At 70.2% G+C, this 12,746-nt stretch carries 9 protein-coding genes; 6 read left to right on the top strand and 3 right to left on the bottom strand.

All coding sequences use genetic code 11. The features are described from left to right. The 6 genes from QPR87_RS15900 to QPR87_RS15875 all read left to right on the top strand — a co-directional run bounded on the left by QPR87_RS15900 (nt 1) and on the right by QPR87_RS15875 (nt 10,878). Nucleotides 1-1,056 carry a quinoprotein relay system zinc metallohydrolase 2 gene (locus QPR87_RS15900; protein WP_285050293.1) on the top strand — a complete coding sequence of 352 codons (1,056 nt, stop codon included), beginning with the start codon at nt 1-3 and terminating at the stop codon, nt 1,054-1,056. Nucleotides 1,057-1,113: 57 nt separating this feature from the next. Then, nucleotides 1,114-6,615 carry an alpha-2-macroglobulin family protein gene (locus QPR87_RS15895; protein WP_285050291.1) on the top strand — a complete coding sequence of 1,834 codons (5,502 nt, stop codon included), beginning with the start codon at nt 1,114-1,116 and terminating at the stop codon, nt 6,613-6,615. Nucleotides 6,616-6,769: 154 nt separating this feature from the next. Next, on the top strand, nt 6,770-7,768 hold the full coding sequence (locus QPR87_RS15890) for a GAF domain-containing protein (RefSeq protein ID WP_049792328.1): 999 nt from the start codon (nt 6,770-6,772) through the stop codon (nt 7,766-7,768). 106 nt (nt 7,769-7,874) lie between these two features. Continuing rightward, nucleotides 7,875-9,401, top strand: coding sequence for an aldehyde dehydrogenase (gene adh / locus QPR87_RS15885; RefSeq protein WP_011748649.1), 1,527 nt, complete (start codon nt 7,875-7,877; stop codon nt 9,399-9,401). Nucleotides 9,402-9,484: 83 nt separating this feature from the next. Next, entirely contained in the window at nt 9,485-10,519 is a 1,035-nt protein-coding gene (gene adhP, locus QPR87_RS15880; RefSeq protein WP_011748650.1) for an alcohol dehydrogenase AdhP, read from the top strand. 2 nt (nt 10,520-10,521) lie between these two features. After that, the gene (locus QPR87_RS15875; protein ID WP_011748651.1) at nt 10,522-10,878 is read left to right on the top strand and encodes a DUF779 domain-containing protein; all 357 of its coding nucleotides are present in this window, start codon (nt 10,522-10,524) and stop codon (nt 10,876-10,878) included. A gap of 53 nt (nt 10,879-10,931) precedes the next feature. Here QPR87_RS15875 and QPR87_RS15870 read toward each other — a convergent pair whose 3' ends face one another. The 3 genes from QPR87_RS15870 to trxA are packed head-to-tail and all read right to left on the bottom strand — an operon-like array spanning nt 10,932 to nt 12,671. Then, nucleotides 10,932-11,123 (bottom strand): Trm112 family protein, encoded by a 192-nt coding sequence (locus QPR87_RS15870; RefSeq protein ID WP_011748652.1) that lies wholly within the window; start codon nt 11,121-11,123, stop codon nt 10,932-10,934. Continuing rightward, a complete protein-coding gene (locus QPR87_RS15865) occupies nt 11,120-11,758 on the bottom strand; it encodes an LON peptidase substrate-binding domain-containing protein (RefSeq protein ID WP_285050287.1) in 639 nt (212 codons plus the stop codon). The genes QPR87_RS15870 and QPR87_RS15865 overlap by 4 nt, the downstream gene beginning before the upstream one ends. 1 nt (nt 11,759) lies before the next feature. Continuing rightward, nucleotides 11,760-12,671, bottom strand: a complete 912-nt coding sequence (trxA, locus tag QPR87_RS15860; protein ID WP_285050286.1) for a thioredoxin — start codon at nt 12,669-12,671, stop codon at nt 11,760-11,762. Nucleotides 12,672-12,746: the final 75 nt, after the last annotated feature.

Below are 12,746 nucleotides of genomic sequence, written 5' to 3'. Positions count from 1 at the left end.
ATGTTCCATCTGGTCCTTGCCGCCTGCCTGGCGGCCCAGCCCGCCACCTGCCAGCCCCGCCTGCTGCCTGCCGGCGACGCCCCCACGCGCGAGGATTGCGAGGCGCGCGCCGCGCCCGTCGCCCGCGACTGGCTGGCCCGGCATCCGCAACTGACCGGCGACGGGCCGCGCTGCGTCGAAACCGCCGCACTGCCCGCCCTGACCGTGCAGGAGGCGGCGCCGGGCGTCCATGTGCATCAGGGCGCGATGGCGCAGATCTCGCCGCAGAACCGCGGGCGGATCGCCAACCTGTCCTTCGTCATCGGCGAGACGGTGGCGGTGATCGACGCCGGCGGCAGCCGCGCCGAGGGCGAGGCGCTTTACGCCGCGATCCGGCAGGTGACAAACAAGCCGATAAGCCACCTGATCCTGACCCATATGCATCCCGACCACATCCTGGGCGCCGAGGTGTTTTCCGAAGCCGGCGCCACCATCGTCGCCGATGCCCGCCTGCCCGAGGCGGTGGCGCGGCGGGCGGAAAGCTGGATGGCCTCGGTCCCGCGCCAGATCGGCGCGGCGGCCTTTGCCGGCACGAGGATCGCCTCGGTGGACCAGACCGTCGATTCCCCGCAGGCGCTGTCGCTGGGCGACCGGCAGTTGCGGCTGACGCCGGTCGCCTCGGCCCATACCGGCAGCGACATGACCGTTCTGGACGAGGAGACCGCCACGCTGTTCACCGGCGACCTGGTGTTCCTGGGCCTGACCCCCTCGCTCGACGGCTCGCTTGCGGGCTGGCTCGACTGGATCGCCGCGCCGCCCGACCCCGAGCCGGCGCTGATCGTGCCCGGCCATGGCCCGGTCGTGGAAAGCTGGGACGAGGCGGTCACGCCCCAGCGCCAATACCTGACCGCGCTGCGCGACGCCACGCGCGAGGCGATCGGCGCCGGCCTGCCGCTGTCGCAGGCGATCCCGGCCATCGTCGCGGCGATGCAGCCGGTCTCGGAAGGCTGGGCCGATTTCCGCAGCACCACCGCGCGCAATGCCGCCGCGGCCTATGCGCAACTGGAATGGGAATAGATTGCCTCGCCCGCGCGCCGGTGCCACAACTATGCCGAGCACGATAGGAGTAAGGCCATGGCACATCCCGTCTGGCACGGTTTCATCGCGGCGGCCCTGGGCGGGCTTCTCGTCACCGGCGCGGCCCTGGCACAGGATGCACCGCTGCCCGAACGGCGGCTGTCCCTGCAGGCCGATACCGACCTGCCGGGCGGCGACCTGGGGCCGATCTTCGACACCACGCTGCAAGCCTGCGTGCAGGCATGCCTGGGCAATGACGACTGCCGCGCGCTGACCTACAACCAGCGGTCCCGCGCCTGCTTCCCCAAGGGTGAGGGCACGGGCACCGCGACCGCCTTTGCCGGCGCGCTGTCGGGCCATGTCGTGGCGACCACGGCCGAGGAACGGCCGCGCGCCGAATCCCGTGCCAAGGCCGCCCCCTTCGTCGCGCCGCAGGATCTGGCCGCCGCGCAATCGCTGGCCCGATCCTTTCCGGCCCTGCACCCGCCGCTGGGCGCGGACTATCCGCAGGGCAGCGCGCAGGCTGCCGAAGCCTCGGGCGAACTGGCGCTGGCGGCGCGGATCACCGCCGCCGAGGTCGCACGCTATGACCGGCCCGCCGACTGGACCAATCTCGCCCGGCTGACGCTCTATACCAGCAACCAGGGCGACGGCGAGGCATCGAACGCCATCGCTTCGATGGCGATCAACGGCTATCTGCGGGCGGGCGAGGATGCGGTGGCGGCCCGGGCGCTGTCCTGGCTCGCCATGGCGTGGGAGCGGCTGGACCGCGGCCGCGACGCGCTGTCGGCGCTGCGGCTGGCGGCGCGGCTTTCGCCCGGCGACGACGCCATCGCCCAGGCGCTCGAGGAATCGCAGGCCCGCAACGGGCTGCGCGTCACCGACACCCAGGTCGAAGCCGAGGGCAAGATGCCGCGCTTCTGCGCGGTGATGTCGCGCGAACTCTCCTCCGGCACCGATTATGCGCAATTCCTGCGCCTGCCCGGCCGCGACCTGACCGTCGAGGCCGATGGCGAGCGGCTTTGCGTCGCCGGCCTGACCCATGGCCAGGATGTCGAGCTGACCCTGCGCGCCGGCCTGCCCGCCGCCGATGGCGAGACGCTGGCCCGCGACGTGACGCTGAAAGGCTATGTCCGCGACCGCGCGCCCTCGGTCCGCTTTCCCGGCCGCGCCTATGTGCTGCCGGCCTCGGGCGACCAGCGGCTGTCCATGGTGACGGTCAATGCCGACACGATCGACCTGCGCCTGCTGCGCATTTCCGACCGCAACCTGATCCGCGCCATGGCCGAGGACATGTTCGCGACGCCGCTGGACAGCTGGCGCGCCGATTATTTCAGCGATCGCATGGCGCGCGAGGTCTGGAAGGGCTCGGCGCAGGTGGCCAGGCCGATGGGGCAGGAAACCCTGAACCAGGAACTGACCACCAGCCTCGCCATTCCCGCCGAGGCCGGCCCGCTGGAACCCGGCATCTATATCGTCGAGGCCGGCATCGAGAACCAGAACGTCTCGGATACCGGGCTTGCCACGCAATGGTTCGTGATCTCGGATTTCGGGATCTCCACCTTCTCGGGCGCCGACGGGCTGACCGTCGCCGTGCGCAGCCTTGCCGACACCTCGGCCAAGGCGGGGGCCGAGGTCGCTTTGATCAGCCGCTCGAACGAGGTGCTGGCCAAGGCCGCGACCGATGCGGACGGCATCGCGCATTTCGCGTCGGGCCTCGCCATGGGCAAGGAAGGCGCCGCGCCGGCTCTGGTCACGGTGACCGAATGGCAGGGCGAGGGCGCCGAGCGTGCGCCCCGCGACATGGCCTTCCTGTCGCTCTCGGGCCCCGAATTCGACCTTTCCGACCGCGGCGTCGAGGGCCAGCCCCCCGCGCCGCCCATCGACCTGTTCGTGACCACCGACCGCGGCGCCTACCGCGTCGGCGAGACGGTGAACGCGACGGTGCTGGCCCGCAATGCCGAGGCCCGGGCGCTGGAAAACCTGCCGCTGACCGCGGTGATCCTGCGTCCCGACGGGGTCGAGGCGACGCGCCTGCCCGCGCAGGATGCCGGCGCCGGCGGCAGCGTGGTCAACTGGCAGATCCCCGGCAACGCCCCGCGCGGCACCTGGCGGATGGAGCTGCGCACCGAGGCGGACGGCCCGGCGCTGGCCACCGCGCGCATGCTGGTCGAGGATTTCCTGCCCGAGCGCATCGACTTCACCCCGCGCCTGCCCGAAGGCCCGGCGCGCGCCGGCGGCACGCTGGAGCTGTCGCTTTCGGCGCATTGGCTGTTCGGCGCGCCGGCCGCGAACCTGCCGGTCGAGGGGTTGTTGCGCCTGTCGCCCACCCGCAGCCTGGACGGTTTCGACGGCTATGCCTTCGGCCCGCACGACGACGACAGCGCGCCGGTAACCGACAGCCTGCCTGCGGGGGTGACCGACGCACAGGGCAATTACCAGGCGCAGATCGAACTGCCGCCCGCTGGCGAACTCGGCCCCCGCCCGGTCGAGGCCGAGGTGGTGCTGGACATCCGCGAAGGCGCCGGCCGTCCGGTCGAGCGCAGCGAATCCCGCGTGGTCATGCCCGAGGCCCCGACCGTCGGCATCAGGCCGCTGTTCGAGGGCGATACGGTTTCGGAAAACGCCGAGGCGCGCTTTGCGCTCATCGCCGTCGGCCCGGACCTGAAACCGGCGGCCGAGCCGCTGCGCTGGGTTCTGAACCGCGTCGACACCGACTACCAATGGTATTCGCTGGGCGGGCAGTGGAACTGGGAGGTGATCACCTCGCGCACCCGCATCGCCGAAGGCGTGGCCGAGCCGGGCGAGAGCCCGGCCGAGGTCGCGGTCCAGGTCCAATGGGGCCAGTATGAGCTGGTGGCCGAGCCGGCCTCGGGCCAGGGCGGGCCAAGCTCGGTGCAGTTCTACTCGGGCTGGGGCGCGGTGGCGAATTCCGGAACCCAGACGCCCGACCGCCTGAAGGTGGCGCTGGACCGGCCCGCCTATCGCAGCGGCGAGACCGCGCGCGTCCAGGTCGAGGCGACCAGCGACGGGCTGGGCCTTGTCTCGGTGCTGTCGAACCGGCTGGTCTCGATGCAGACCGTGGCACTGAAGGCGGGCGAGAACCGGATCGACCTGCCGGTGACCGACGACTGGGGCGCCGGCGTCTATGTCACCGTCAGCGCCATCCGCCCGCTGGGCGAGGCGCAGCCCGGCGACCGCCAGCCGGTGCGCGCGTTGGGTCTGGCCCATGCCGCCGTCGATCCCGGCGACCGCAGGCTTGCCGCCAGCATCGAGGCGCCGGCCGAGACCCGCCCGCGCGGCACGATCCCGGTGACGCTGAAGGTCGAGGGCGCGGCGGGCGAAACGGTGCATGCCACCATCGCCGCCGTCGACCAGGGCATCCTGAACCTGACCCGGTTCCAACCGCCCAACCCCTCGCAGCATTATTTCGGCCAGCGCCGGCTGGGCGTCGCCCTGCGCGATCTTTACGGGCGGCTGATCCTGCCGACCGGCGCCCCCGATGGCGCGTTGCGCGAGGGGGGCGATGCCAGCCTTGCCGGCAATGCCGAGGCGCCGCCGCCGACCGAAAAGCTGATGAGCTGGTTCTCGGGGCCCCTGACCGTGGGCGCGGACGGCACCGCGACCATCGAGGTGCCGGTGGGCGATTTCAACGGCGAGGTGCGGGTCATGGCCGTCGTCTGGTCCGAAAAGGGGCTGGGCCAGGCCGATGCCTCGGTCCTGGTGCGCGATCCGGTGGTGATGACCGTGACCGCGCCCGCCTTCCTCGCGCCCGGCGACCGGGCGCAGGTCGGGCTGCGACTGACCCATGCCTCGGGTCCGGCCGGCGAGATGCGGCTCTCGGTCCAGCAGGTGGGCGGCGAGGCACCGCTGACCACCAGCCTGCCGGCCGACACCGTGACCCTGGCCGAAAAGGCCGAGGCGCAGGTGCAGATGCCCGTCGCGGCGGGCGATGCCGAGGGGCTGGCCAATCTGCGGCTGACCCTGACCACGCCGGACGGGCAGGCGCTGACCAAGGACATCGCCATCCCCGTCGCGCTGAACGAGGCCGACATGCAGCGCCGCGACCGGCTGGTGGTCGAGCCGGGGCAAAGCCTGACCGTGCCCGCCGGCCTGACCGAAACCATGCTGCCCGGGGCCGAGATCACCGTCGCCATCGGCCCCTATGCCCGGCTGGACGTGGCGGGCGCGCTGATGCGGCTGGCACGCTATCCCTATGGCTGCACCGAGCAGTTGACCTCGGGCGCCATGCCGCTGATCTACATGCCCGGCCTTGCCGCCGTCGAAGGGGTGGCCAGCGAAGACACGGCCGAGCAGGTCCAGAAGGCCATCACCGAGATCCTGACCCGCCAGGGCTCGAATGGCGGATTCGGGCTGTGGTATGCCGATTCGGGCGATCTGTGGCTGGAAGCCTATGTCACCGACTTCCTGTCGCGGGCGCGGGCGGCGGGCTATCGCGTGCCGGACACCGCCTTCCGCATGGCCATCGACAACCTCAGGAACCGCGCCAATTACGCGACCGAACCCGGCGCCGCCTCGGCCGAGGAAAATGCGGCGCTGGCCTATGCGCTGGCGGTGCTGGCACGAGAGCGGGCGGCGACGGTGGGCGACCTGCGCTATTACGCCGATACCGCCGCGGGATCGTTCTCGACCCCGATGGGCGCGGCCCATCTGGGCGCGGCGCTGGCCTCCTATGGCGACCAGAGCCGGGCGGATCGCATGTTCACGCAGGCGCGGAACCTGCTGAACCTCGACGCGCCCGAGCCGCATGCCTTCCGCGCCGATTACGGCACCAAGCTGCGCAACGCCACCGCGCTGCTGGCACTGGCGGCCGAGGCGAAGACGCAGGCCGTCGACACCACCGACCTGACCAGCCGGATCGCCGAGCGCATCGCGCGGGCCGAAGAGGACGGCCGCAGCCTGTCCACCCAGGAATCGGTCTGGACGGTGCTGGCGGCACAATCGCTGTTCACCTCGACCCCGCCCGCGACGCTGAACGGCGTGGCGCTGAGCCAGCCGGTGGCCAGCCTGCCGGCGGATGCGAGCCTTGCCAATACCGGCACGCAGGCGCTGGAGGTGACACTGACCGCGACCGGCAAGCCCGCGGGTCCGGTCGCGTCCGGCGGCAAGGGCTATACCATCGCACGGCGCTATTACAGCATGGAGGGCGAGGCGCTGGACCCCGCCAGCCTGCAACAGGGCACGCGCATGGTGGTCGAGCTGGAGATCGCGCCGCAATCCGAGGGCGGCGGGCGGCTGGTCATCGCCGATCCCCTGCCCGCCGGGTGGGAGATCGACAACCCGAACCTGCTGCGCGCCGGCGACGTCTCTGCGCTGGACTGGCTGGAGGCCGAGACCTCGGCCGAGATGACCGAGTTCCGCGCCGACCGTTTTGCGGCGGCGCTGACCTGGACCTCGGCCGAGCGGTTCCGGCTGGCCTATATCGTGCGCGCCGTGACGCCGGGCGAGTTCCGCCATCCTGCCGCCAGCGTCGAGGACATGTATCGCCCCGAGTTCCGCGCCTGGTCGGACAGCGGCACCGTCGCCGTCACGCCCTGAACCGCCGGAACCGGACCCCTGGCACCCGACCCCTGCACCCCGGCCCCCGAAAGGCCGGGGTGCTTCGTTGCGGGCGCTTCACGAAAGCATTGCTTGCCCCGCGGCGCCCGGACGGGCAATAATCCCGCCATCGCGTAAGGAAGGGGAGGACGCCTTGCCCGAGACCCGCCCGGTAACGCCATCCGCAGCCCGCCACGAGGACCGCGTGGTGCAGGCCTCGCAATCGCCCGGCGCCGTCACCCGGCTGGCGGCAAGCTGGCGCCGCTCGATGCTCAAGCACGGGCTGGACCCGTCCCGGCCGCCCGAGCCGCGCCGCCTGACCGAGCGCGAGCTGTCCGAGCGCGTCGAGCGCATGGACCGCTTCATCGCCGTGGCCCGGCCGCAGCTGGACCAGCTGTTCCAGCTGGTCTGCCCGACCGGCTGCAACCTGCTGCTGACCGACGCGCAGGGCATCGTTCTGGAACATCGCGTCAGCCAGGGCGACGCCGCCACCTTTCGCGGCTGGGGTCTGTGGCGCGGCATGGACTGGTCCGAGGCGGTGCAGGGCACCAACGGCATCGGCACCTGCCTGGCCGAGGGGCGGCAGGTCACCATCCACCGCGACGAACATTTCTATGCCCGCAACGCCGGGCTTTCCTGCATGGACGCGCCGATCTGGGGACCGGACGGGCGGCTGATTGCGGCGCTGGACATCAGTTCGGCCCGCGCCGACCATACCGAGCGGCTGAACGCGCTGATCGCGGCGCAGGTCGCGCACAGCGCCCGGGCCATCGAGGCGGCGTTCTTCCGCGTCTCGTTCCCCGGCGCGCGAATCATCGCGCCCGAGGCCGAGGGAGCCGAGGACGGCACACTGCTGATCGCGGTGGACAAGGACGACCTGGCCATCGGCGCGAACCGCGCCGCCCGCCGCGCCTTCGGCCTGGAGAAAGAGGGGCAGTTGCGCCCGCGCCCGGCCTCGGACCTGCTGGGCCGGCAGGACGACGCCACCGGGTTCGAGCGCGCCGAACGCGCCGCCGTGATTCGCGCGCTGGCCAGGGCCGAGGGCAATGTCTCGGCCGCCGCCCGCGCGCTGGGTGTGGGACGGGCGACGCTCTATCGCCGCATGGCGCGGCTGGGCATCGACGAAAATCCCGGCAAACTGTCTCGCCCCTGAAACACATCGGGGCAGCGGCGCGCCTGCCCGCGTTGACCCGAGGCAGTCCCAGGGCACACCCTCTTGTGCAACCGGCTGGAGGAGCCGGAATGACAGGAGGAACATCATGCCGAACGACCAGACGCATCCCTTCCGGGGCGTGAACGCGCTGCCCTTCGAGGAACGCTACGACAATTTCATCGGCGGCGAATGGGTGGCGCCCGTCTCGGGCAGGTATTTCACCAACACCACCCCGATCACCGGCGCCGAGATCGGGCAGATCGCGCGCTCGGAGGCCGGCGACATCGAGCTGGCGCTGGACGCCGCCCATGCCGCCAAGGAGAAATGGGGCGCCACCAGCCCGGCCGAGCGCGCCAACATCATGCTGAAGATCGCCGACCGGATGGAGCGGAACCTGGAGCTGCTCGCCACCGCCGAGACCTGGGACAACGGCAAGCCGATCCGCGAGACCATGGCCGCCGACCTGCCGCTGGCCATCGACCATTTCCGCTATTTCGCCGGCGTGCTGCGGGCGCAGGAGGGCTCGATCAGCCAGATCGACGACGACACCGTCGCCTATCACTTCCACGAGCCGCTGGGCGTGGTGGGCCAGATCATCCCCTGGAACTTTCCGCTGCTGATGGCCTGCTGGAAGCTGGCCCCCGCGATCGCCGCCGGCAACTGCGTGGTGCTGAAACCGGCCGAGCAAACACCGGCCGGCATCATGGTCTGGGCCAACCTGATCGGCGACCTGCTGCCGCCGGGCGTGCTGAACATCGTCAACGGCTTCGGGCTGGAAGCCGGCAAGCCGCTGGCATCCTCGAACCGCATCGCCAAGATCGCCTTCACCGGCGAGACGACGACGGGCCGGCTGATCATGCAATATGCCAGCGAGAACCTGATCCCGGTGACGCTGGAACTGGGCGGCAAGTCCCCGAACATCTTCTTTGCCGATGTCGCGCGCGAGGATGACGATTTCTTCGACAAGGCGCTGGAAGGCTTTACCATGTTCGCGCTGAACCAGGGCGAGGTCTGCACCTGCCCGTCGCGCGTGCTGATCCAGGAATCGATCTATGACAAGTTCATGGAACGCGCGGTCCAGCGCGTGCAGGCGATCAAGCAGGGCGATCCGCGCGAAAGCGACACCATGATCGGCGCGCAGGCGTCGAGCGAGCAGAAGGAAAAGATCCTCAGCTATCTCGACATCGGCAAGAAGGAAGGCGCCGAAGTGCTGACCGGCGGCAAGGCGGCCGACCTGGGCGGCGAGCTTTCGGGCGGCTACTACATCGAGCCGACGATCTTTCGCGGCAACAACAAGATGCGGATCTTCCAGGAGGAAATCTTCGGCCCGGTGGTCTCGGTCACCACCTTCAAGGACCAGGCCGAGGCGCTGGAGATCGCCAACGACACGCTTTACGGCCTTGGCGCCGGCGTGTGGTCGCGCGATGCCAATACCTGCTATCGCATGGGCCGCGGCATCAAGGCCGGCCGGGTCTGGACCAACTGCTACCACGCCTATCCGGCCCATGCGGCCTTCGGCGGCTACAAGCAGTCGGGCATCGGACGCGAGACGCACAAGATGATGCTGGACCACTATCAGCAGACCAAGAACATGCTGGTCAGCTACTCGCCCAAGAAGCTGGGCTTCTTCTGATGGAATGGCCGGGCGCATGTCATCCTGCGCCCGGCACGCCTCCCCCTCCCTCCCCCAAGAGCAACTGCAAGGAGTGCCCTCTCATGGCCAAAACCATGAAAGCCGCCGTCGTGCGCGAATTCGGCAAGCCCCTGACCATCGACGAGGTGCCGGTCCCCGAACCCGGCCCCGGCATGATCCAGGTCAGGATCCAGGCCTCGGGCGTCTGCCATACCGACCTGCACGCGGCCGAGGGCGACTGGCCGGTCAAGCCGAACCCGCCCTTCATTCCCGGCCATGAAGGCGTGGGCTTCGTCTCGGCCGTGGGCGCCGGGGTCAAGCACGTCAAGGAGGGCGACCGCGTCGGCGTGCCCTGGCTCTACACCGCCTGCGGCCATTGCCGGCATTGCCTGGGCGGCTGGGAAACGCTGTGCGAAAGCCAGCTCAACACCGGCTATTCGGTGAACGGTGGCTTTGCCGATTACGTCGTGGCCGATCCGAACTATGTCGGCCACCTGCCGAAGAACGTCGATTTCCTGGACATCGCCCCGGTGCTCTGCGCGGGCGTCACGGTCTACAAGGGGCTGAAGGTCACGGATACCAAGCCCGGCGACTGGGTGGTGATCTCGGGCATCGGCGGGCTGGGGCATATGGCGGTGCAATATGCCAAGGCCATGGGCATGAACGTCGCCGCCGTGGACATCGACGACGAAAAGCTGGCGCTGGCCCGCAAGCTGGGCGCCACGGTGACGGTGAACGCCGCGACCGAACCCGACCCGGCGGCGGCGATCAGGAAACAGACCGATGGCGGCGCACAGGGCGTGCTGGTGACGGCGGTCGGCCGCAAGGCCTTCGAGCAGGCCATCGGCATGGTCGCACGCGGCGGCACGGTGGCGCTGAACGGCCTGCCCCCGGGCGACTTCCCGCTGGACATCTTCGGCATGGTGCTGAACGGCATCACCGTGCGCGGCTCGATCGTGGGCACGCGGCTGGACCTGCAGGAATCGCTGGATTTCGCCGGCGACGGCAAGGTCAAGGCCACCGTGCACAAGGCAAAGCTCGAAGACATCAACAACATCTTCGGCCAGATGCACAAAGGTCAGATCGAAGGGCGCATGGTGCTGGACATGGCGGGCTGAGCATGGAACCCGTCGCCACCCCCGCAGGGCCGGACCAGGTCGAGGCCACGCCCGCAGCCCTGGCGCTTCTGGCCGAGATCGTCGCCGATCACGGGCCGGTGCTGTTCCACCAGTCCGGGGGCTGCTGCGACGGGTCCTCGCCCATGTGCTATCCGCAGGGCGAATTCCGCATCGGCCAGCATGACGTGAAGCTGGGCGAGATCGGCGGCATGCCCTTCTATATCTCGGCCAGCCAATACGAAGCCTGGAAGCACACCCGCCTGATCATCGACGTGGTGCCCGGTCGCGGCGGCATGTTCAGCCTGGATAACGGGCGCGAGCGGCGCTTCCTGGTGCGGTCCGAGATCTGCCGGCTCTGACCGCGGCACGGGCGCACGGCCTCCCCCAAGCCGTCCGTGCGCCCGCCCTTTTCTCAGGCGCGGATCTGGCGGGCCTCGTTCAGCAGCATGATCGGAATGCCGCCCCGGATCGGAAAGGCCAGCCCGGCGGCTTCGGAAATGAGTTCCTGCGCCTCGGCGTCATAGCGCAGCGTCGCATGGGTCACCGGGCAGACCAGCGCCTCGAGCATGTGGCGGTCATAGCCGCGTTCGGTCGTGTCGGTCACTGGATCGTCTCCTCGTTGTCGCCGCCGTGCAGGGCGTATTCCAGCAGCCCCTCCAGCAGCACGCGGCGCTTGGCAAGCGTCGGCGCCTCCAGCAGGGCCTGCTTTTCCTCGGGGGCGAAGGGCAGCAGCATGGACAGCGAATTGACCAGCGTCTCGGCCTCGGACGCCTCGGCGGCATCCCAGTCGGTGGACAGGCTGCGCTGCTCCATATAGCGACCCAGCCGCGCCATGAAGCCCTTGCGCTCGAAACGCGGATCCTCCTCGGGCTGGGCGGCCAGGTCCGTCTCATAGCCCGACCAGTTCACCTGGCCGCGCAGATAGGGGGTAAAGCCGGGCTGCACCTCGTTCAGCCGGAAACGCGAACGCGCCTTGAGCGAGATCATCAGCCGACCGTCGTCCAGTTCGGAAAAGGCCACGATCCGGCCCGCGCAGCCGACCTGGGCCAGCGCGTCCAGCCCGCCCTCGGCCGGCTGGATCATGCCGATCAGCCGCGAGGGGGTCTTCAGCACGTCCTCGACCATCTGCAGATAGCGCGGCTCGAAGATCTGCAACGGCAGGCGGGTGCGGGGCATCAGGACCGCGCCCGGCAGCGGGAACAGCGGGACGGTCTCGGGCAGGTCGATGCCGCGCGCCATGTCAGGCGAAGATCAGCGAGGACAGGCGGCGGCGCCCCTTCTGCGCCAGCGGATCGGTGGGCTTCATCGCGTCGAAGATGGTCAGAAGCTGCGCCTTGGCCGCGCCCTCGTTCCAGTCGCGGTCGCGGCGGAAGGCTTCCAGAAGCTGGTCGATCGCCTCCTCGACCTCGCCCGCCGCATGCAGCGCGGTGGCATAGTCGAAACGCGCCTGCTGGTCGGCCGGATCGGCCTCGACCTTGTGGCGCAACTCGTCCAGGGGACCGGCGCTCGCGGCCTGCCGCGCCAGCTGCAACTGGGCGCGGGCCGCCTCGACCGGCGCGGCATTGGCGACGGCAGCGGGCACCTGCGCCAGCGCCTCTTCGGCGCGGTCCTCGGCCCCGGCGGCCAGATGGGCGCGGATCAGCCCGCCCCAGGCGGCGGCGTTCTCGGGCTCTTCCTCCAGGATCGCGGCGAAGGTTTCGGCGGCATCCTCGGGGGCGCCCTCGGCGATCATCGCCTCGGCAGCCTCCAGCGCCTCGGCCAGCCCGCCGTCATCGCCGCCCATGGCCACCAGCTTCTCGACGAACTGCTTGATCTGGCTTTGCGGGATCGCGCCCTGGAAGCCGTCGACCGGCTGACCCTGGAAGAAGGCATAGACCGTCGGGATCGACTGCACCCGCAACTGGCCGGCGATCATCTGGTTCTCGTCCACGTTGACCTTGGCCATGCGGACGCGGCCCTTGTGGCGGGCGACCTCGGCCTCGAGCTGCGGGCCCAGCGTCTTGCAGGGGCCGCACCAGGGAGCCCAGAAATCGACGATGACCGGCATCTTCATCGAGGCCTCGACCACATCGGCCATGAAGGTCGCCTCGGTCACGTCCTTGATGATATCGGCGGGGGCGGCATCTTTTGGGGCGGAGCCAAGCTCGAGCATCGGAATTCCTCATGCGAAAGGGTTGCCCCCTAGATGGCGCAGCGGCCGGCGCGATGCAAGATTCGGCTGGCCGCG

Origin of the sequence: Paracoccus sp. SSJ (genome assembly GCF_030234105.1) — a bacterium.
GTDB lineage: Bacteria > Pseudomonadota > Alphaproteobacteria > Rhodobacterales > Rhodobacteraceae > Paracoccus > Paracoccus denitrificans.
This window is presented reverse-complemented; position numbering and strand designations above follow the sequence as displayed.

Coding starts and splice junctions, on each gene's coding strand:
- QPR87_RS15900 (WP_285050293.1), top strand. CDS start 1: ATGTTCCATCTGGTCCTTGCCGCCTGCCTGGCGGCCCAGCCCGCCACC.
- QPR87_RS15895 (WP_285050291.1), top strand. CDS start 1,114: ATGGCACATCCCGTCTGGCACGGTTTCATCGCGGCGGCCCTGGGCGGG.
- adh (WP_011748649.1), top strand. CDS start 7,875: ATGCCGAACGACCAGACGCATCCCTTCCGGGGCGTGAACGCGCTGCCC.
- adhP (WP_011748650.1), top strand. CDS start 9,485: ATGGCCAAAACCATGAAAGCCGCCGTCGTGCGCGAATTCGGCAAGCCC.
- QPR87_RS15875 (WP_011748651.1), top strand. CDS start 10,522: ATGGAACCCGTCGCCACCCCCGCAGGGCCGGACCAGGTCGAGGCCACG.
- QPR87_RS15865 (WP_285050287.1), bottom strand. CDS start 11,758: ATGGCGCGCGGCATCGACCTGCCCGAGACCGTCCCGCTGTTCCCGCTG.
- trxA (WP_285050286.1), bottom strand. CDS start 12,671: ATGCTCGAGCTTGGCTCCGCCCCAAAAGATGCCGCCCCCGCCGATATC.